The following is a 19,913-nucleotide window of genomic DNA, read 5'->3' on the forward strand; positions in this document are numbered from 1 at the left end:
CGTCCGAGGCGATGTGCCCATCTCTGTTGGCCGATGCCGCCCGATATGGCAGTTGGTGTTCCCGGGAGTGACGCTTTATTCTATTGGCTCCTGCGCTGCGGCGATCCAACCCGGGATGAACACCATGCACCTCTCTCTCTCCTGCCCCGTGACTCGTCTTCCCCGTGTGGCCTGGCTGGCGGCGCTGCTGCTGGCCGGTTGTGGCCCCGACAAGCCTGTCAACCAGGTACCGACCACCGAATCCACTGCCCGGCAGGAGGCAGGAGCGCCCGCCTCCGTGGTGCAGGCCAATGCACGCCAATACCGCGATGCCCCAGCGCTGGCGCTGGTCTTCTCCGGCCCATTGGCGCCCAAGGCAAACTGGCAGAGCTGGCTTTCTGTGAGTGAAGGGGGCAAGCAGGTGCAGGGGGAGTGGATCCTCGCCGACGATGGCCGCACCCTCTATTTCCCGAACGTTCAGCCCGACAAACGCTACGAGGTGAGCCTCAAGGCGGGGCTGGGCCCATCCCCCCAGAGCTGGACTCTCAAGACCCGGCCGCTGGAGGCGGGGGCCTCCTTTACCGCGAGCGGCATGGTATTGCCGCTGCGCGACGAGCTGCGCCTGCCCATCAGCGCGGTCAATGTGGACGAGGTCAATATCGACTTCTTTCGGGTCGATGCCGAATACCTGCCCCGTTTCCTGGCCGAGTATCGCCCCGGTGCCGGCATGGGCAACTGGGAGCTTGAGCAGATCACCAAGCGGGCCAAGCGGGTATTCAGCGGCCGCTATGCGTTGGAGCTCGATGCCAACCGGCGCGAGACCCGCCTCATCAATGTGAAGGAGCCGCAGCTGGCGGAGGCTGGCGTCTACTTTGCGGTGATGTCGCCTCTTGGCAACTACGACTGGCGCAAGGAGACCACCTACTTTGCGGTGAGCGACATGGGGCTCAGTGCCCGCCGTTACCGCGATGAGCTGGAGGTGTTCGTGAGCTCCCTAGCCAGCGCCGACCCCCTCAAGGATGTGCAGCTCTCCCTGCTCGACCAGAAGGGCAACCGGCTGCAGGTGCAAACCACCGACCCCCAAGGTCATCGCCGCTTCGATCAGGTGCAGGGGGCTCGCCTGCTGCTGGCCGAGCAGGGCAAGCATCTGGCGGTGCTGCGCCTCGATGGCGCGGCCCTCGATCTCTCCACCTTCGATCTCGGCACCCAGCCCTGGCAGGCCCAACAGCTCTATCTGTTCAGCGGGCGCGATCTCTATCGCCCCGGCGAGCGGCTCGACAGCGAGATCCTGCTCAAGGGGCAGGATGGCCAGCTGCTGCCGGGCATGGCGGTGGAGCTGGAGGTGAAACAGCCGGACGGCCAACTGCTCGAACAAAAGCGCCTGCTGCCGGACAATTTGGGCGCGGCCCACTACGGCTTGCGTCTGCCGGATGATGCGCCGCTCGGGCGCTGGACCATCAACCTCAAGACTGCCGCCGGTAGCCGCTTCGAGTGGCCTTTTCTGGTGGAGGAGTTTCTGCCGGAGCGGCTGAAACTGCAGCTTGGCAAGGGGCCGGATGGGGAAGTGACGAGTCTGGACGCCGCCCTCACTTTGCCGCTGCAAGGGGACTATCTCTACGGCGCACCAGCCAGTGCCACCAAGGCGAAGGCGGAAGTGAAGTTAAGCCGCGCCACCATGCCCTTTACCCAGTGGCAGGAGTTCACGCTGGGTGACGTGCTGCTCGCCGAGCAGGCCAGGGATCTCGAGCCTCTCAATCTCACCCTCGATGCGCAGGGGCAGGGGACTTTTTCGCTGGCTGATGAGCTCGATGGGGTGCGCGCCCTCGGGCCGCTGGAGGTGGCCTATCGGGTGTCGCTCGCCGAGCCCGGTGGCCGCGCCGTCAATCGCAGCCGCACCCAGTATGGCTGGCCCGCGGGCAGCCAGTGGCCCGCGCTCAAGGCCGATTTCGTAGCGGAGCGGGTAGAGGGGGGCAAGCCGCTGCCCTTCCAGATCCTCAACCTCGATGAGCAAGGCCAGCCGGTGGCGGGGGCGGTGAAGGTGCGCCTCATCAACGAGTACCGCGACTACTACTGGCACTATGCCGATGGGGAGGGGTGGAAGTACGAATTCAACAGCCAGCCCTATCTGGAGCAGGAGCAGACCCTGCAGCTGGATGGCAAGGGGCCGACCCCGCTCACGCTGCAACTGGCGGCGGGCTGGTATCGCTTGGAGGTGGAGAACAGTCAGGGCCATCAATCGAGCCTGCGGGTAGAGATAGGGAGTTACGCCTGGGGCGGCGGTGGCGAGCAGGCACGGCCCGACAAGATTGCCATCACCCTCGACAAGCGCGCCTATCTGGCGGGTGACAAGGCCAAAGTGACGCTGGTGGCGCCGCGCCCCGGCAAGGGCTTGCTGCTGGTGGAAGATGGCGATGGCCTGCGCTGGTGGCAGCGTATCGAACTCAAGGGGGCCGGCGGCGATGCCAAGGATGCCCGCGGCGAGTTCGAGATCCCGGTCAGCCCCGAGTGGCAGCGTCATGACCTGCATATCTCGGCCCAGATCGCCGCGCCAGACAGCGCCTCCAAACCGGTCGGCAAGCAACAGGGGCAGAGCCTGCGCTCGGTCGGGCTGGTGCCGCTCACCCTGGATCGGGAAGCGCGCCGTCTGCCGCTTACCCTGAGCGCACCTGATAAAGCGGTGCCGCTCACTAGACTGGAAGTGACCGCCACCTCCACTCCCAACAGTCAGGGCCGCGTGGTGCTGGCGGCGGTGGATCGGGGCGTGCTCAATATCAGCGATTACCAGCCTCTCGACCCGTTCGAGATCTTCTTTGGTCGCAAGCGCTTCGCCCAAGATTTGTTCGACAACTACGGCCAGGTGATCCCGCCGCAAGATGGCAAGCTGGCTCGCCTCAACTACGGGGGTGACCGGGCGCCGCTGAAAAAAGGGGGCGCGCTGGAGAGCCGGGTCGAGATTGCCGCGCTCTGGAGCGGCGAGGTGAGTTTTGATGAGCAGGGCAAGGCGGTGATCCCGCTCGAGCTGCCCAACTTCAACGGCGAGCTGGCGCTGATGGCGCTGGCGTGGAACGAACAGCAGGTCGGTGAGGCCGAGCGCGCCGTCAAGGTGGTGGCGCCGCTGGTGGCCGAGATCGGCTGGCCGCGCTTTGGCGCCAGAGGGGATGAGACCCGGGCGCTGGTGCAGCTGCGCAACATGAGTGGCGAGGATCAGACCCTCTCCCTTGCCTGGACCCTCAATGGCGGACTCAAGGCAAATGGCGAGTTGCCCCGCACCCTGGCCCTTAAAAACGGCGAGGAGCAGTGGCTGACCCTGCCGCTCACCGTGACCGGGGCGAGCGGTGTGGCGAGCCTGCAGTTGGCGGCCAGCGGCAAGGATTTTGCCATCAGCCGCGACTGGTCTCTGCCGCTGCGCTCCCCCTGGCCGGCCGAGACTCGCCAGCGCTACCAGATGCTGGCCCCCGGCCAAGAGATGGCTTTTGCGCCAGCTGAGCTGGCCGGGCTGGATCGCGCCAACCTGCAGGGGCTGCTCAGCCTCTCCGGCACTCCCCCCTGGGATCCGGCAGCCCAGTGGCAGGCGCTGGCCGACTACCCCTATGCCTGTCTGGAGCAGACCTTGTCCCGTGCCTGGCCTTACTTGCTGACCACAGCCGATGAGCGGGCCGTCTGGCGCAAACCCGCAGAGGGCAAGAAAGCGGCGAGTGAGGCGGATGTGCAACGCGCCCTGCTGCAACGGCTGCAGCGGTTGCAACTGCCCAGCGGCGGCTTTGGCCTGTGGGATGGTCGCTCCGACGAGGAGCAGTGGCTCACCGCCTATGCCGCCGACTACCTGCTGGCGCGCAAGGAGGCGGGCGACGCAGTGCCGGAGGCAATGCTCAATCAGGCGTTGAACCGGCTGCAGAGCTATCTCACCGACAGTCAGTACGGTGAGCGCTGGAGCAGTGCCCCCGAGCACAGCCGTCTTGCCTATCAGGCTTACAGTGCCTATGTGCTGGCCCGGGTGGGCAAGGCGCCGCTCGCTACCCTGCGCCTTATCTGGGAGCAGCAGGCCGATCACGCCCGCTCGGGTTTGCCGCTCTTGCACTTCTCCCTGGCCCTCTCGGCCATGGGGGATGAGCAGAACGCCGCCAAGGCCCTCAGCCGGGCATTGGCGACCGAGCGCGGGGACGATTATCTCGGAGATTACGGCTCACCGTTGCGCGATGAAGCCCTCGAGCTCTCCCTGCTGCGCCAGCACAAGCTGGCTGCGGAGCGCTGGCCGGCTCTCAGTGCCAAGGTGGCCGATACCCTGGCCCATCGTCAGTGGCTCAGCACTCAGGAGCGGCTCGCCCTGTTGCGACTCGCCCGCGTCGATCCGGCCGTCGACTGGCAGGCCAGGGTGACCTCCTCTCTTGGCAGTGGATCCCTGAGCGGTTCGGCCCCGTTGCAACTGGGCGCCCCCGAGGCGCTGGCAACGAGCGCCGTCACCAACGAGGGCAAGAAGGGCTCTCTCTATGTGCAGCGCACCTTGATCGGTTACCCCGAGCAGGCTCCTACCCGGTTGAGTCAGGGGATAAGCGTGACCCGCAGCTGGTTCAACAGCGACGGTCAGCCGTTTGATCCTGCCAAGGTGAAGGTCGGCGATCTGGTGGTGGTGCGGCTCAACGTCAGCAGCGAGTCGGCGGTGCCCGATGCCCTGCTGGTGGAGATGGTGCCCGCTGGCTTCGAGCTGGAGAACCCGGCCCTTGGCAACAGCATCAAGCTGGAAGAGCTCTCCATCGAGGGGAAACCGGCGTGGCAGAGCGAGTGGAACGACTATCTCAAGCATCAGGAGTTTCGCGATGACCGCTACACGGCGGCGCTGGATCTGAGCGCCGGGAGCAACCAGCAACTGGTCTACCTGATGCGGGCGGTGACGCCGGGTCGCTATCAGGTGCCGCCGACCCAGGTGGAGGATATGTACCGCCCCGAGCTGCGGGCTGTGGGTGAGGATATCCACGAGGTGATCATCTCTGAGTAACAAACCCTCCCTTGAGCGGGTTCGCCCGCTCACTTTCTGGCGGCGCGGCTGGCTGCGACTGTGTCACGGTGGCCGCATTTGCCGCCACCGGCTTGGCCGTCTGCCACGCTGGCTGCGCTTTTCGGTGCTGGGCGTTGTAGCACTGCTCCTGTCATTGCTGGCACTGGATCGACTCTTCCCGCCGCCGCCACTCGACCCTGCCTACGCACGGGTGGTGCTCGACATGAAGGGGCGACCGCTGCGCGCCTTTGCCGATACCAGCGGCGTGTGGCGTTACCCCGTGACCCTGGAGCAGGTCTCCCCCCGCTATATCGAGGCGCTGCTGGGCTACGAGGATCGCTACTTCTGGCGTCATCCCGGGGTCAATCCGGTGGCCATGGTGCGCGGGGTCTGGCAGTGGCTGCGTTACGGGCGGGCTGTGTCGGGGGGCTCGACCCTCACCATGCAGGTGGCCCGTCTTATCGAGCCCTACCACAGGAGCGTGCCCGGCAAGCTGCGCCAGATGGCCCGCGCGCTGCAACTGGAGTGGCACTACGACAAGCGCACCCTGCTTACCGTCTACCTCAATCGGGCGCCCTTTGGCGGCAACCTGGAGGGGGTGCAGGCGGCAAGTTTTGCCTATCTCGGCAAGAGCGCCGCCAAGCTGACCTATGCCGAGGCGGCGCTGTTGGCGGTGCTGCCGCAGACTCCCAGCCGCAACCGGCCGGACCGGCATCCCGAGCGGGCCCGCACCGCCCGTGACAAGGTGATGCAGCGGCTGGTAGCGCAAGGCGTCTGGCCCGAACAGGTGTGGCTGGAGGGGCGCATCGAGCCGGTGCTGGCCCGCGGCCACTTTACGCCAATGGAGGCGCCGCTCTTTGCCCGTCTCGCCGCCGACAATCAGGCCGGAGCGCTGGTGCACACCACCATAGACGGCGATCTGCAGCGCTGGCTGGAGGGGCGGGTGGCAAGCTACATTCGCCGTTTCCCCGAGCAGACCTCAGCGGCGTTGCTCTTGGTAGATAACAAAACCATGGCGGTGCGTGCCTATGTGGGCAGCGCCGAGTATGGCAATTTGCGCCGCCACGGTTATCTCGACATGGTGCAGGCGATCCGCTCTCCCGGCTCCACCCTCAAGCCCTTCATCTACGGTCTGGCCATGGACGAAGGGTTGGTGCACTCGGCCTCCCTGCTCTCCGATGCGCCAAGGCTGGGCTCGGACTATAGACCCGCCAACTTCAGCGGCGCCTTTCAAGGGCCGGTGACGCTCGCCCAGGCGCTGCAGCAATCCCTCAACGTGCCGGCGGTGCAGGTGCTGGAGGCGCTTGGGCCTGACAAACTGGTCAGCCGCCTCGACAACGCCGGAGTGCGGCTGGCCCTTTCCGACAAGCCCAATCCGGCCATCGCGCTGGGGGCGGCGGGCATTCGGCTCGAGCAACTGGTGGCCCTCTACAGCTCGCTGACCCGGCAGGGGCAGGTGGCCATGCCGGTCTGGCTGGCGGGGCAGCAGGCGGTGTCGCGCCCCTTGCTGAGTCCGGGAGCGGCCTGGATCATCTGGCAAATATTGAGCGCGCAGGGACGGGCGGACCAACCCTTTGCCAGCGAGGCGACCGGCCGGGTCAACCGGCTGGCTTGGAAGACCGGTACCAGCTACGGCTATCGCGACAGCTGGGCGATGGGGGTCTCCGGTCGCTGGACCATCGGCGTCTGGCTGGGGCGCCCCGACGGCACCCCCATGCCCGGTTTTTACGGCCAGAGCGCGGCGGTGCCGCTGCTGCTTTCGGTCTACTCGCGGCTTGCTGACAACAGCCCCCTGCCGGCACAACCCAATACGGTGAGCGAAGCCGAAGTGTGCTGGCCACTGGGACGCAAGGGGAGCGCGACCCTGCCTGAGGCCTGTCTGCAGCGCCAGAGCGCCTGGTTGCTGGAAGGGCGTGATCCACCCACCTTGCCGGATCCCATGGACTGGCCCTCGCCGCTGCGCCAGGTCGCACTGACCGCTGCGGGCAAGCCGACTCTGACCCGCTGCCAAGATGCGGCGCAATCCGGCTTTCGGGCCCTCTGGCCGCTGTCGCTGGAGCCGTGGCGCTCACCGGGCGAGCGGCGTCAGGCGCTGCTTGCCAGGGGCTGCGCGGGGGAGGGGCAGAGCGCCGAGCAGCAGGCCCCCATCCGCATCCTGGCGCTGGGGGAGGGCAACCTTATCCGCAGTCAGCGCTATCGGTTGCAGCCCAGGGTGCTCGGCGGTGTCGGCAAGCCGGCCTGGTTTCTCAACGGCCAGCGGCTGCGCTGGGACGGGGATCAAGTAGTGAGCAAGGCGGGCCGCTATCAGCTGGTGGTAGTGGATGAGGCGGGAAACAGCGATCGCATCGAGTTTCGGCTGGAAAACCCCTCCTGAGGGCGTGGTGAGCGCCAGAATATTGACGGCATCGGGGATGGTCTCGATGCCGTCAGTTGATTGTCGATTCCCCGGCAGAGGCGGGGAGTCAGGGCTTGACCTGCCCCAGCCGGGTGAAGAAATGCCGGCTCTTGCGCTGGTGGAAGTGGCTCTTCTTGATGGGATGAAACACCAGGTCGCTCTGTGGGTGACTCTCCTTGAGGTAGTGGATCATCGCCATGGCCGGTAAGCCAGTACTGACGAGCGTGGTGAGCGGCAGGGTGACGGTCTCGGGTCCCAGCAAGGGTGTGAACCCCTGCTGGGCCTGCTCGAAGCGGGTCAACACGGCGGGTTCGGCGTAGCCGCTGCCCAGCATGGCGAGCAGGGCATCAAGGGCCTGATGGAACTCGGCGAGCTGCTGACGAAAGCCGCTTCGCCCCCGCAGGGCAATGAGCTCTGCAAACGGGATGTCGGCCAGGTGAGTGGGCACTTGCAGCGGGATCTCGAGGTGGAAGCAATCCTGACCGCCGCGATTGTGGTAGCGAGATTCGAGCAGGTGAAGCAGGCGGTCGAGATAGTCGTGATCGGTAATAAGCGCCCCGTCATTGGCGAGTGCCCACTCACGGGCGAGGCGCATGGAGAGCAGGTTGGCAAAGCGGCGCGCCATTCTGATCCCCCCTTCATCCTGCGTCGCAAAGCCGTGGGTCAGACAAAACCCGTGCAGCCGCTCCAGTCCCGCCTGAGCCGGGCAGAAGCAGTCGTGGTTGGGGGCTGAACGCCAGCGGGCGATGAGCTCCCTGTTGCCAAACACCTTGTGGCGGACAAAATCGGGGGCGACCAGACCGGCAATCTGGCTCTCCACCTGGGGCGTGATATCGGCGAAGAAGGCGGGTTGTGGCGGCTCGGCCAGCAGGTCGGTTTGCTGGCGCAGGGTCTCCAGCAGGGCGGTGAGACCGCTCTTCTCACTGACGGTGAAGACGAAGGCGAGCCGCTCCAGATAGAGCAGGGCAAACTTGAGCCAGAGCTCGTCGCGTACCTCCATGCCGGGGTAGTAGATATGGGTTTTCATGGATGCTGTGTTGCCAGGATGCAGGGGTGGGAATATACGCATGATTGCCTGGATGCGGCAAACTTTGCGTGGGGGAATGTGAGCGGCCGCTCATGCAGTAGGCGCTGGTCACAAAGTTCTGATATAATTCGCGCCCTTAAATCAAGGCCACCCGAGTCATTACCATGAAGTTCATTATCAAGCTGTTCCCTGAAATCACCATCAAGAGCAAGTCGGTTCGCCAGCGCTTCATCAAGATCCTGCAGGGCAATATCCGCAATGTCCTGCGCCGCTTCGACGACGATGCCCGGGTGCGGATGGATTGGGACAAGCTGATCGTGAGCTCCCGCAATGACCAGTTCCGCGAGCAGGCCATCGAAGCCCTGGCCTGCATCCCCGGCATTCAGGCCTTCCTCGAGGTGCAGGCCAGCAAGTTTACCGACCTGCACGACATCTTCGAGCAGGTGAAAGCCGTCTGGGGTGATCAGCTCGAGGGCAAGACCTTCTGCGTGCGTGCCAAGCGCCACGGCAAGCACGAATTCTCCTCGCTGGAGATTGAACGCTACGTGGGCGGCGGTCTGAACCAGCACTGCGTGAGCAACGGTGTGCGCCTCAAGAACCCGGATGTGAAGATCAACCTCGAGATCGATGGCGAGGAGCTTTTCATCGTCAGCGCCATCCACCAGGGGCTGAGCGGCATGCCCATCGCCACCCAGGAAGATGTGCTGAGCTTGCTCTCCGGCGGGTTTGACTCGGGTGTCGCCTCCTTCCAGTTCATCAAGCGCGGCTGCCGGGTGCACTACTGCTTCTTCAATCTGGGTGGGGCGGCTCACGAGATTGGCGTCAAGCAGGTGGCCTATCACCTGTGGAACCGTTTCGGCTCCTCCCACCGGGTGCGCTTCACCGCGGTGGACTTCGAGCCCGTGGTGGCCGAGATCCTCGAGAAGATCGACAACGGCCAGATGGGGGTGGTGCTCAAGCGGATGATGATGCGTGCCGCTGCCAAGGTGGCCGACGAGTTCCAGATCCCGGCCCTGGTGACCGGCGAGTGCGTTGGCCAGGTTTCCAGCCAGACCCTCACCAATCTGAACGTCATCGACCGGGTGACCGACAAGGTGATCCTGCGCCCGCTCATCACCTGGGACAAGCCGGACATCATCAGCGAAGCCCGCCGCATCGGCACCCTGGAGTTCGCGGAGACCATGCCGGAGTATTGCGGCGTGATTTCCAAGAAGCCGACCGTGAAGGCCGAGCTCTCCCGCATCGAGGCGGAAGAGGAGAACTTCGACTTTGCCATTCTGGACAAGGTGGTGGCCGAGGCCCGTTACCTCGACATTCGTCGCATCGGTGAAGAGACCGCCGCCGAGGTGCAGGAGGTGGAGACCACCGCCGAGAGCGGTGACGACGAGGTGATCCTGGACATTCGCTCCATGGAGGAGCATGACGACAAGCCGCTGGTGGTGGAAGGGCGCGAGATCATGCATATCCCCTTCTTCAAGCTGGCCACCGCCTTTGGTGATCTGCCGAAAGAGAAGACCTACCTGCTCTATTGCGATCGCGGCGTGATGAGCAAACTGCAGGCGCTTTACCTGAAAGAGAAGGGCTTTGCCAACGTCAAGGTCTACCGTCCGTGATGTGACGGCAAGACGCGTATAAAAAATCCGGCCAAGGCGCCGGATTTTTTATTTCACTCGGATGAAGGTAGATGCTCAGGGGCAGGGGACCGGGGTGAAGGTTTCCTGACCCTGACAGCGCCAGCCCATCTCGGCCTGACGCATCTGCCACAGGTTGTTGCTGCGAAACAGGGTCAGGATGTAGAGCATGTCGCTACGCTGGCCATCAAGGGCCACCGAGAGCACCAGATCGTTGTCCAGCTGTTGAGCATGGATACGGGTGGGTACATCTTTATGGCCGACGAAGCGGCGAGCCACTTCGCGATAGTCGTTGACCCAGCCTTGCTGACTGCTGCTCGCCTGACGGATCTGCTGGTTGAACTGCTGCACCGGGGTGGATGCCAGACGCCCGAACAGGGCCTGTGCCCCCGCATGAGCCGCTGCCACCATCATCAGAACAAGCGTGGTAATGAGCCCAAGTTTTTGCATGAGGTTTTCCGGCTTGAAACGACCCCTGTATGACAACAGAAAAGCCGGCTTGGTTCAATCTTGTCCCTGCCGGGATGGGATCTCGCCCACTCTGAGGCTTCTCAGTTGCGCTGCAGCGAGAAGGTGGGCAGGGAGAGGTGCCAGTAGATGGCCGCCACCCGCAGACCAAACACCCCGAGCATGCTGATGAGCATGGCGCTGACCCTGTCTACCCCGACCTCCAGCGACAAGGTATAGAGGATGCCGCCCAGAATGCAGGCGGTGGCGTAGATCTCCTTTTGCAGCACCATGGGCACTTCCCGGGCCAGCACGTCCCTTATCATGCCCCCAGCAACCCCCGTCATGGTGCCCATCAATACGGCGATAAGCCCCGATGTACCAAAGTTGAGGGCTTTTTGTGCCCCGATCACGGTAAAGAGCGCCAACCCGAAGGCGTCTGCCACCGGCAGCACATACCAGGGCATGCGGCGGGGCAGTTTGACCATCCACATGCCGATGAGCGCCGTGGTAATGACCACCCAGATATAGAGGGGGTCGCGTACCCAGAAGACCGGGGTTGCCCCCAGGATCATGTCGCGGATGGTGCCACCCCCGATGGCGGTAACCGCCGCCAGCACCATGACACCGAAACCATCCATCCTGAGACGGCCGGCCACCAGTACGCCCGAAAACGCGAATACAGCAGTACCAAACATGTCGCTGATGTAAACAATCTGCTCAACCAGTGTCTGCATGGAGAACAACTCACGTCCAATAGATGATGGGGCGGCGATTTTAGGGGCAAGGTGTGGGGATGAGCAATGCTGGCGTGCAAAAGTGGGAGCCAGCGCCGGTTTCTGAAGGCTGGGTGAAGATCACGCTCCCGCCTTGTCTGATGCGGGCTGTGGCCACTATGGCCCGGGGGGCAGGCAGTCAGGTGACAAAAAATCCCGATTTTTTTCTCAAGGGTGAGGAATAGGGGCCGATATATAGGTTAGGCGGCGATTACTGCCAGAAAGGCAGAAAAAAGAAATTAAAGTCTTGTGAAAAGGCGCCGTTAACTAAACATATCAGGCACAAAACACAATAAAGCCTGAGTGAATTAAAGTTAAATTTTAATAGCTTAGGAGAAAAATCATGAGTCTGTATATCAATACCAACGTTTCATCGCTCAACGCTCAGCGTAACATGATGAACAGCACCAAATCCCTGGATACCTCCTACACCCGTCTGGCCTCCGGCCTGCGCATCAACAGCGCCAAGGACGATGCGGCAGGTCTGCAGATCTCCAACCGTCTGACCTCCCAGATCAACGGTCTGGACCAGGGCAACCGCAACGCCAACGACGGCATCTCAGTAGCCCAAACCGCGGAAGGGGCCATGGATGAAGTGACCTCCATGTTGCAACGGATGCGGACACTGGCTCAGCAGTCAGCAAATGGGTCAAATAATCAGGATGATAGAGATGCTCTGCAGGCTGAATACAAGCAGCTCTCTACCGAGATCAACCGTGTTGCCAACGATACCACTTTCGGTGGTCAGAAACTGTTGGCTGGTGGATACAAAGGTACCTTCCAGGTTGGCGCAGATGCAGGTCAGACCATCTCCTTCAAAATGACCACTGCTTTTACGATGTCTGGTATTGCCAGTGCCACAAAAGGGAGTGCTACAGTAGCTGCAGCAACAAATTCTGCTGCGAGTACAACGGCTGATGCTTGGGTTGTGACAGCTGCATCAACAGCAGTGACTTGGTCCACTATAAGCGACATATCTGGTTCAACAGACTCTAATGCTCAGCTGGCTTTTGCCAATCTGGACAAGATGATTCAGGTGGTGGATAGCAAGCGGGCGGAGCTGGGTGCTGTACAGAACCGGTTTGATTCCACCATTCGCAACCAGGCCAATATCTCGGAAAACGTCTCTGCCGCTCGCTCCCGTATTCGTGATGCGGACTTCGCGACCGAGACCGCCAACATGACCAAGCAGAATATTCTGCAACAGGCTGCATCCAGCATCCTGGCACAAGCTAACCAACGGCCGCAGTCTGCGCTGTCCCTGCTTGGCTAAGCATGTAGCTGGATTGAGATGGGAGAGAAGAGATGACAACTGAACTCGCAAATCTGTCATCTGCCAGTGGTGCTTCCGTACAGCTAAGTGACAAGAGCGGCCAAGTGGCCGCTCAATTACTTTCTGGTACGGCTGAGGAGGCAAGAAACGGCGGGCAGCAGGAAAAAGATGAGAGTGCTCACCCAATACCGCAAAGTGCGACAGAACTTGCCAAGCAGGTACAAAACTTGCAAGAGTTTGTTCAACAACAGGGGTGGACTGTAAATTTCAGTATGGAGAAGGAGCTGGAGCAAGTGGTGATCAAGTTAGTTGATGCCGATACTAGGACGGTGATCCGTCAGATCCCCAGCGAAGAACTCATTGCTATCAACAAGCGGATCCAGGCTTTGGTGCAAGGTGAGGCTGGCGCCAATCCCAGAGTCGGTTTGTTGTTTGATAGTGAGATATGAGCTGTTAATGACTAGTGAGGAGAACAGACAATGGCAACGATAACATCTGCTGGCGCAGGGTCCGGTATCGATCTGGAGAGTGTGATCTCTGCCAGTTTGAATGCCAGAAAGGCACAGCTTCAGCAGCCAATCACGACCAAGAAGACCAATGCCCAGATCACGCTCTCCGGGGTGGGCCAATTGAAATCTGCGATTGCCTCCTATGTCACGACCCTCAAAGATATGGCGAAGACGGATGCATTCAACAAGCGAGCCGTCAATATTACTCAAGATAAAGACAACCCCATTCTCAAAGTGGAGAGCAAGGCTGGTGCATCAAATGGCCAGTACAATATCACTGTCAATAAATTGGCGACAACCAGCAAATTTGAAGGGACTTTTGACAGTTCGACCACAGCGCTTGCAACGGAAGACGGTACTCTGACTTTTACCGCAGGGGACAAAAAGTTCAATGTAGAAGTCAAAGCTGGTGATTCGCTGCAAACTATTCGAAAGAAAATCAATAATAATGGCGATAATTTTGGATTGACTGCGAATATTATCAATACAGCGGATGGCAAGGCCAAGCTGGTAATGGATTCAGGAGTCAGTGGTGCCGGAAAAGATCTACTGATTACGGGTAGTACTGCAGGCGTGAGCAGTTTTGCTTCCTCTCTCACCAAAACCCAAAGTGCCAGTAATGCAGAAATAACCGTTGATGGTAGCGTGCTCAGCAGTGATACCAATACTTTTGATGGCACTATCATGGGGCTAAAGGTCACCGTGCTGCGTGAGTCAGACAAAGACACTGATGGTAATGCAAAGTCAAACAAGGTTGATGTCACCACGGATAAAGATGGCATCAAATCCATGATCAAAAGCTTCATCGATGGTTACAACACCTTGGTGAGTAAGGCTGACGGATTAGGGAAGCGTAACAGCATAGTGGCAGGTGAAAGCCAGGATGATGGTGGGGCCTTGGCCGGGGATTCAGTAACACGTAGTGTGATAAATCAGATGAGTAGTATCCTTATCACCCCGTCTGATAATTCGAACGTATTCGATACTATTTTCCAGCTTGGGATAAAGATGGACAACAAGGGAGTACTCTCTCTTGATAGCGAGAAGTTTGATGAGGCGTTAGATAAAAATTTTGAGCAGGTAGTAGCCATTTTCGGTGGTGAGAAAGGGGTTGCTGGTCAACTGGCTACATCCCTCGAAGATTATTCGAAAACAGGTGGATTGCTTGCTCAACGAGAAGATTCCCTTAATACAGATTTACGTGCCTTGGCACAGAAAGAGTCAGATGCATCAGCACAATTAGTGAAGTATGAGGCTAGTTTACGTGCTCGTTATGGTGGCCTTGATACTCTACTTGCCAAAATGAACCAGTCAGCATCTTACTTGAGCCTTATTAATACCTCAAACTCATCATCTTGATTTGTATTTTGGCGATTCCGAGTGAGGAGGAGATATCATGTATCGCAAGCATATTAAAGCTTACACAACCCAGAACCTTCAAGCCGAAATGGCTGTGGCTGATCCTTATCGTGTTATTCAATTGATGATGCAAGGATGTATTGAGCGTCTTGCCCAAGCGAAAGGGGCAATCGAGCGTAAGGATTTTGAAGGTAAATCTATAGCCATTTCAAAATGCATGGCATTGATCAATGGATTACAGGATGCCTTGGACCTCTCATACGGTAAAGTACCTGAAGATTTATTTGCGCTTTATGACTATATGAAGCAGCGTTTGTTGGATGCAGGCCTTAATATGGCTGTTGCACCTCTGGAGGAAGTCGGTCAACTCATGTTGACAATAAAGAGCGGATGGGACTCCATACCAGTAGAAGACAGAATCCAGGCACTAAGTCAACAGGCAAGTGTATGACACACGCAGAAGCTTTGAGAGAGTCTGTACTCAGACTTGAGTTGGCCATTACCGAAGATAATTTGGAACTTGCTCATCAAGTAATGGATGAGCAGTTGATCTTGTTACAACAAATTGTACTGGAGAATAATTATTCTACGGACTTGATTGATGCTGCCAAAGATATATTCGATGAAAACAAGGAGTTTATGGTAATTGTTTCTAAAAAAAAAGTCGAATTACAGCGCCAGTTACACGATATAGTCATTGCGGACAAAGCTACTCAACTTTATAAAGTACATTCAAGATAGATAGGACTGCTTCATGGATATGGATAAAGATATTCAGCATATCGAAAATGAAATCATGCGTTTGCAACAACAGAAAGAACAAGAGCAGGCTATGATTGATGTACTCCCTGTTCGTTTTGATAGGAATATGGCTGCATTTCAGAATTTCATTCCCTCTGTTTATGAAAAGTTCAAGGATTATAACCCCGCTCGTCCATTTCGTTTCTTTTGCAATGAGAATGGAATACCTAATATATTGTGGCTCGACAATGAAGTTTCTTTTTATGGCGATAATCCCTACGAATACTCAGAGGCACAAATAGAACAAATTTTATGCCGTTCGAAGATAGATAAATTTTCCTTTAGTGTGGAAAATGATTTATTCAATCAAGCGCATGTTCAATATTTAAATAAACTATGTGAACTGTACAAGAAATCTGAACGCTCACTTGAAAAACTAACCACAATTCCAGCCCATGTCCCAATGGTAATGATGTTCGGGATTGGACTGGGATACCCATTATCCTACCTCTATGAAAGATGCAGCGTTAAAAATTTATTTGTTTTTGAGCCAGATCTTGATCTTTTTTATGCATCATTGTTTGCATTTGACTGGTATTCTTTGCTTCAGCATCTAAATGAGGAGAAATTGAGTCTTCATTTATTTTTGGGACAAGATGAAGATAGCTTGATGGAGGATTTGTTACCCGTTTTACATAAGCGAGGTGCATTTTGGATTTCCAGTCTATTTGGCTTTTGGCACTATCCTTCGGAGAAAATATTCTCTTTGACCGATAGAATAAAAAAAGAATTTTATCTTCTTAAGTCTGGTTGGGGCTTCTTCGATGATAATCTATTTGCTATAGCCCATAGTGCAAAAAACATTGAAAATAAGGTTCCCTTCTTATTGAAAAATAAAGACGTCTCGCGGTTTAATGAAGGCTTGCCTGCATTGATTGTTGGGAATGGGCCTTCTTTAGATGATTCACTCTCCTTTATTCAGGAAAATCAGGGGCGGTTCTTTATATTTGCATGTGGCAGTAGCATTACAGCTTTACATAAAGCTGGTATAAAACCAGATGTCTTGCTCGCTGTCGAAAGAACAAAAAGTTCAGCTGATTTTTTATCCTTGCTAAATGACGAAGAGTATTTGCGTGATATATTGTTTCTTAGTGTAGATATTATTCACCCGGAATGTAAGAAACATTTCAATCGGATGGCTGTAGGATTTAAGCCCCATGAGCCAATGTATTCTCTTTTAGCAAGAAACTATGATGAAATAAATAATTTTCATCATTTAAATGGGGTTAATCCATTAGTTGGCAATACTGGGTTAAGCTATGCAGTTACATTAGGGTTTAAAGAGATATTTTTGTGTGGTATTGACAATGGATATAAAGAATCTTCACACCATCACTCCAAGCATAGTGCTTACTATGATGAACACGGTCACCCGATTGAGAAACTAACAAAACTGGTGACTCAAAGTGGTAGTCATATAATACCTGGTAACTTTGGAGGTTCTGTCACTGCGAATCGACTTTTCTGTGTTTCCATAAAGTCTATGGAGTCCTTGTTAAGGTCAAATAAAGATGTAACTTGTTACAATTGTAGTGATGGTGCAGCGATCGAAGGCACGGTTCCGCTACACATTAATGATTTCGCCGTCAATAGTGGTGTGGTAGTTGATAAGAATAAATTGACTAGCAATATTTATAATGAATTTTTCTCTGTTTTAGATATTAAAAGAAACGATATAGAACTCCTTATGGCATATGATTTTTTTGATGAAATCATGGATAAGTTCATATCCGATTGGAATGCTGTAGGAACTGGGCGTGATGATATATCTGAATTAATGCAAAAGCATTTCGAATACCTTACTTACATATCAGAAACTCGCCAACATCATATCCATAGGGTTCTCGTAGGATCAATAAATTATTTTTTCTCATTTATCAATACTATCATGTATTCATTTGAGGATGATGGTATGGGTGAGAAGATAGTCAAGCCTGCTATCGATATTATGATAGAGTTTTTCAAAACAATGAAATCCACATATCCCGAAGCTCTAAACTTTGTTGATGAGTCAGATTGTGAGATTGTCCATTTATATAGAAAGAATGCGATTAGTAAAAGTTGATTGTTTTGCACACAATAGTCAATGTGCTTTTTATATATACAAAATAAATCTGTATAATATAAATATATTTCAATTTCTTTCGTGACGTTCGGCGTGTATATCAAGTTAGCCGTAAAGCATTAATCTGTTTGAGAAGAAATAGTTGATAAATTTATCGCCTCGCATATCTGCTCCACCGCGTTGAGGGCGCGAGGGGTGAAACGGTGCAGTTCATCGGCGTTGATGAGGGCGAGCCGTTGGTGTTTGACGGCGTCCAGCATGGGCCACTGCCGCCAGTGATCCAGCACGGAAGGATCCCGGCCGCCAGCCAGGATAAGCCCGGGATTGCCCTTGATCACCTGCTCCAGCCCGACCTGGGGGTAGGCTGCTCCCGTCTTCGCCATGATGTTGCGTCCGCCGCAGAGGGTGATGGCCTGCCCCGGCCAGGTCGAATTATTGACGCTGGTGAGCGGCGGGTACCAGAGCTGATAGAAGACCGACAGGGGCTTGGGCTCGCCGTAGCGCGCAGCCAGGGAGTCGAGCCGGGTCAGATAGGCGCGGGCTTGCTCGTCGGCTCTGGGCGTGAGCCCGAGCAGGTGCCCCAGGCTGCGCATCTCGGTGGCCAGGGAGGCAAAGTCGGTGGGCTCCGAGTAGAAGACGGGGATGCCGAGGCGCTCGACCGGGCCCAGCATGCGGGCCTGGGCGGAGCGCCAGGCCACTACCAGATCCGGCTTCTGGGCCAGCAGCGCCTCGAGGTTGATGCTGCGATAGTTGGCCACCCGGGGGAGGTTGGCCACCTCGGCGGGGTAATCGGAGGCATCGTCGGTGGCGACCACGCGATCCCCGGCGCCGATATCGAACAGCAGTTCCGTCAGATGGGGAGTGAGGCTCACGATGCGCTGCGGCGGGGTGGCCATGGCGCACAGTGAGGTGCCCAGCAGGCAGACAAACAGGCCCAGGGCACGAAGGGAAACGCGATCAGCCATGATTGACCGCCATCCATGTCAGGAGCAGCGAGAGCCCGAGCCAGCCCCAGCCGGTCAGTTGCAGACGCTGCAGCAGGCGCAGGGGCAGGTTGGCATCGGGTTCGCTCCCCTCATCAAATACCGGAAAGCGCACCAGCTGGCCCTGATAGTAGCGGGGGCCGCCGAGTCGGCGGCCCGTGGCCCGGGCCAGCAACGCGAGCAGGACCCCCATGGCGGGATGAGGCCAATGCAGCGCAGGCCGCACTCTGTTGCCCAGCCCGCGCACCTGGGTCAGGCACAGGGGGAGTGCCAGCAGCAGGATGGCGGGGGCGCAGAAACCCTGATAGAGCGCCGCAGCCGGGCGGCCGAAGTGGACGAACGCGCTTTGCTTGGGGTTCCACGCCAGATGGGTCAACTGGGCGAGCCGCACCAGCAGGGCACCCTGTACCCCGGCCAGGGTAAAGCCCAGCAGGGGGGCGGCCCACTGACCCACGAGGCGCAGTACGCAGGTCTCGCTCACCGCCTTGTTCAACCCCATCACCGAGAGCTTGCCGGTCTCCCGCTTGAGCCAGGGGGCGGCCTGCAGCCTCGCCACGACCAGCGTCTCCTGGGTTGCCAGGGCGCAGCTCCCCCGGGCGAGTTCCCGCAAGGGGCGGGATTCGAGCATCAGCAGCAGGAACAGGAGGTCGAACAGGGGCTCGGACAGGGAGAGATTGCGCACTGCCCAGAGACCGGCAGCGCAGGGTACCCAGACCACCAGCAGGGCAAGGAGCCCGGCCTGGCTCTGCTGGCGTGGCGTGCCGTCGGGGCGATAGACCTTCTGGCCGAGGCGGGTGAGCAGAGGCACGGCTGCGCCGGGTCGAAAGCGTGCGGGCCAGGGCAGCAGGGCCTCCAGCAGGGCGGCCCCCACCATGATGGCCGCCGTCGTGGAGGCGAGGGCGGTCATCAGAGCATCCCAGGAGGGGGCGTCGATCACAGCTTGCCGAGCAGCGCGATGATCACTTCGGCGGAGTGTTGACCCGCCACCTCGATGAAGGCATCGAAGGATTCCACCTGCTCCTTGCCGGCGATGTCCGACATGGCCCGTACCACCAGATAGGGCACCTTGAACATGTGGCACACCTGGCCGATGGCGGCCCCTTCCATCTCCACCGCCAGCATCTGCGGGAAGTCGGCACGGGCTTTCGCGATGGCGTCCGGCTTGCACATGAACTGATCGCCGGTGCAGATGAGCCCGACTTTGGTCTGGTGCTTGCCTTGCTCGGCAATGCAGGCTTGTGCCAGGGCGATGAGTTTTTCGTCGCAGGGGAAGGCGGCGGGCTGCTGGGCCATCTGGCCCATCTCGTAACCGAAGGCGGTCACGTCCACGTCGTGGAAGCGCATCTCGCTCGCGATGACCACGTCACCGATGTGCAGATCCTGGGCGAAGCCGCCGGCGGAACCGGTGTTGATGACGCAATCGGGAGCGAACTTCTCCAGCAGCAGGCTGGTGGCGACGCTGGCGGCGACCTTGCCGATGCCCGAGCGGGTCAGGATCACCTCTTTACCGGCCAGCTTGCCCTGATAGAACTCGCAGCCGCCCAGTTGCAGGGTGGTGGGCTCGCTCAGCTGGCTGCGCAGCAGGGCCACTTCCTGCTCCATGGCGCCGATAATACCTACTTTCATCATCTACCTCGTCTCGATGGCCGCTGGGCCGAAAAAGTTGGCGTGGATG

At 58.1% G+C, this 19,913-nt stretch carries 15 protein-coding genes; 9 read left to right on the forward strand and 6 right to left on the reverse strand.

What is annotated here, in order from left to right:
- The first annotated feature begins 124 nt into the window (after positions 1-124).
- Positions 125-4,972, forward strand: coding sequence for an alpha-2-macroglobulin family protein (locus AB7E19_RS11245; RefSeq protein WP_427935288.1), 4,848 nt, complete (start codon positions 125-127; stop codon positions 4,970-4,972).
- Between the two features lie 52 nt (positions 4,973-5,024).
- Entirely contained in the window at positions 5,025-7,346 is a 2,322-nt protein-coding gene (gene pbpC / locus AB7E19_RS11250) for a penicillin-binding protein 1C (protein WP_427935403.1), read from the forward strand.
- An 88-nt stretch (positions 7,347-7,434) separates the two neighbouring features.
- Here pbpC and AB7E19_RS11255 read toward each other — a convergent pair whose 3' ends face one another.
- Entirely contained in the window at positions 7,435-8,394 is a 960-nt protein-coding gene (locus AB7E19_RS11255) for a hypothetical protein (protein ID WP_201900848.1), read from the reverse strand.
- A 164-nt stretch (positions 8,395-8,558) separates the two neighbouring features.
- Between AB7E19_RS11255 and thiI the strand changes: the two genes are divergently transcribed.
- A complete protein-coding gene (thiI, locus tag AB7E19_RS11260) occupies positions 8,559-10,007 on the forward strand; it encodes a tRNA uracil 4-sulfurtransferase ThiI (RefSeq protein WP_039038656.1) in 1,449 nt (482 codons plus the stop codon).
- Between the two features lie 75 nt (positions 10,008-10,082).
- On the opposite strand, the gene AB7E19_RS11265 is transcribed toward thiI, so the two are convergent.
- Positions 10,083-10,475, reverse strand: a complete 393-nt coding sequence (locus AB7E19_RS11265; protein WP_039038657.1) for a hypothetical protein — start codon at positions 10,473-10,475, stop codon at positions 10,083-10,085.
- Positions 10,476-10,576: 101 nt separating this feature from the next.
- Positions 10,577-11,209 (reverse strand): trimeric intracellular cation channel family protein, encoded by a 633-nt coding sequence (locus tag AB7E19_RS11270; protein ID WP_010674287.1) that lies wholly within the window; start codon positions 11,207-11,209, stop codon positions 10,577-10,579.
- A 382-nt stretch (positions 11,210-11,591) separates the two neighbouring features.
- On the opposite strand from AB7E19_RS11270, the gene flaB reads away from it, so the two are divergent.
- The 6 genes from flaB to AB7E19_RS11300 are packed head-to-tail and all read left to right on the forward strand — an operon-like array spanning position 11,592 to position 17,255.
- Positions 11,592-12,521: a flagellin B gene (flaB, locus tag AB7E19_RS11275; RefSeq protein ID WP_427935291.1), complete on the forward strand. Its 930-nt coding sequence runs from the start codon at positions 11,592-11,594 to the stop codon at positions 12,519-12,521.
- A 32-nt stretch (positions 12,522-12,553) separates the two neighbouring features.
- Positions 12,554-12,970, forward strand: a complete 417-nt coding sequence (locus AB7E19_RS11280; protein ID WP_319891756.1) for a flagellar protein FlaG — start codon at positions 12,554-12,556, stop codon at positions 12,968-12,970.
- Positions 12,971-13,000: 30 nt separating this feature from the next.
- Positions 13,001-14,389: a flagellar filament capping protein FliD gene (gene fliD, locus AB7E19_RS11285; protein WP_322131088.1), complete on the forward strand. Its 1,389-nt coding sequence runs from the start codon at positions 13,001-13,003 to the stop codon at positions 14,387-14,389.
- 37 nt (positions 14,390-14,426) lie between these two features.
- A complete protein-coding gene (gene fliS, locus AB7E19_RS11290) occupies positions 14,427-14,840 on the forward strand; it encodes a flagellar export chaperone FliS (protein WP_322131089.1) in 414 nt (137 codons plus the stop codon).
- Positions 14,837-15,130, forward strand: a complete 294-nt coding sequence (locus tag AB7E19_RS11295) for a hypothetical protein (protein WP_322131090.1) — start codon at positions 14,837-14,839, stop codon at positions 15,128-15,130. Before fliS ends, AB7E19_RS11295 begins: the two co-directional genes overlap by 4 nt.
- A 13-nt stretch (positions 15,131-15,143) precedes the next feature.
- Positions 15,144-17,255: a motility associated factor glycosyltransferase family protein gene (locus AB7E19_RS11300; RefSeq protein WP_322131091.1), complete on the forward strand. Its 2,112-nt coding sequence runs from the start codon at positions 15,144-15,146 to the stop codon at positions 17,253-17,255.
- 119 nt (positions 17,256-17,374) lie between these two features.
- Here AB7E19_RS11300 and AB7E19_RS11305 read toward each other — a convergent pair whose 3' ends face one another.
- The 3 genes from AB7E19_RS11305 to mtnN are packed head-to-tail and all read right to left on the reverse strand — an operon-like array spanning position 17,375 to position 19,864.
- Positions 17,375-18,220 carry a cobalamin-binding protein gene (locus tag AB7E19_RS11305; protein ID WP_409070722.1) on the reverse strand — a complete coding sequence of 282 codons (846 nt, stop codon included), beginning with the start codon at positions 18,218-18,220 and terminating at the stop codon, positions 17,375-17,377.
- Complete coding sequence (locus AB7E19_RS11310; protein WP_427935295.1) at positions 18,213-19,145, reverse strand: cobalamin biosynthesis protein; 933 nt, start codon at positions 19,143-19,145, stop codon at positions 18,213-18,215. The genes AB7E19_RS11305 and AB7E19_RS11310 overlap by 8 nt, the downstream gene beginning before the upstream one ends.
- Before the next feature lie 26 nt (positions 19,146-19,171).
- Positions 19,172-19,864, reverse strand: a complete 693-nt coding sequence (mtnN, locus tag AB7E19_RS11315) for a 5'-methylthioadenosine/S-adenosylhomocysteine nucleosidase (RefSeq protein ID WP_010674306.1) — start codon at positions 19,862-19,864, stop codon at positions 19,172-19,174.
- Positions 19,865-19,913: the final 49 nt, after the last annotated feature.

It is taken from the genome of Aeromonas sp., from assembly GCF_050252055.1.
Lineage (GTDB): Bacteria > Pseudomonadota > Gammaproteobacteria > Enterobacterales > Aeromonadaceae > Aeromonas > Aeromonas caviae.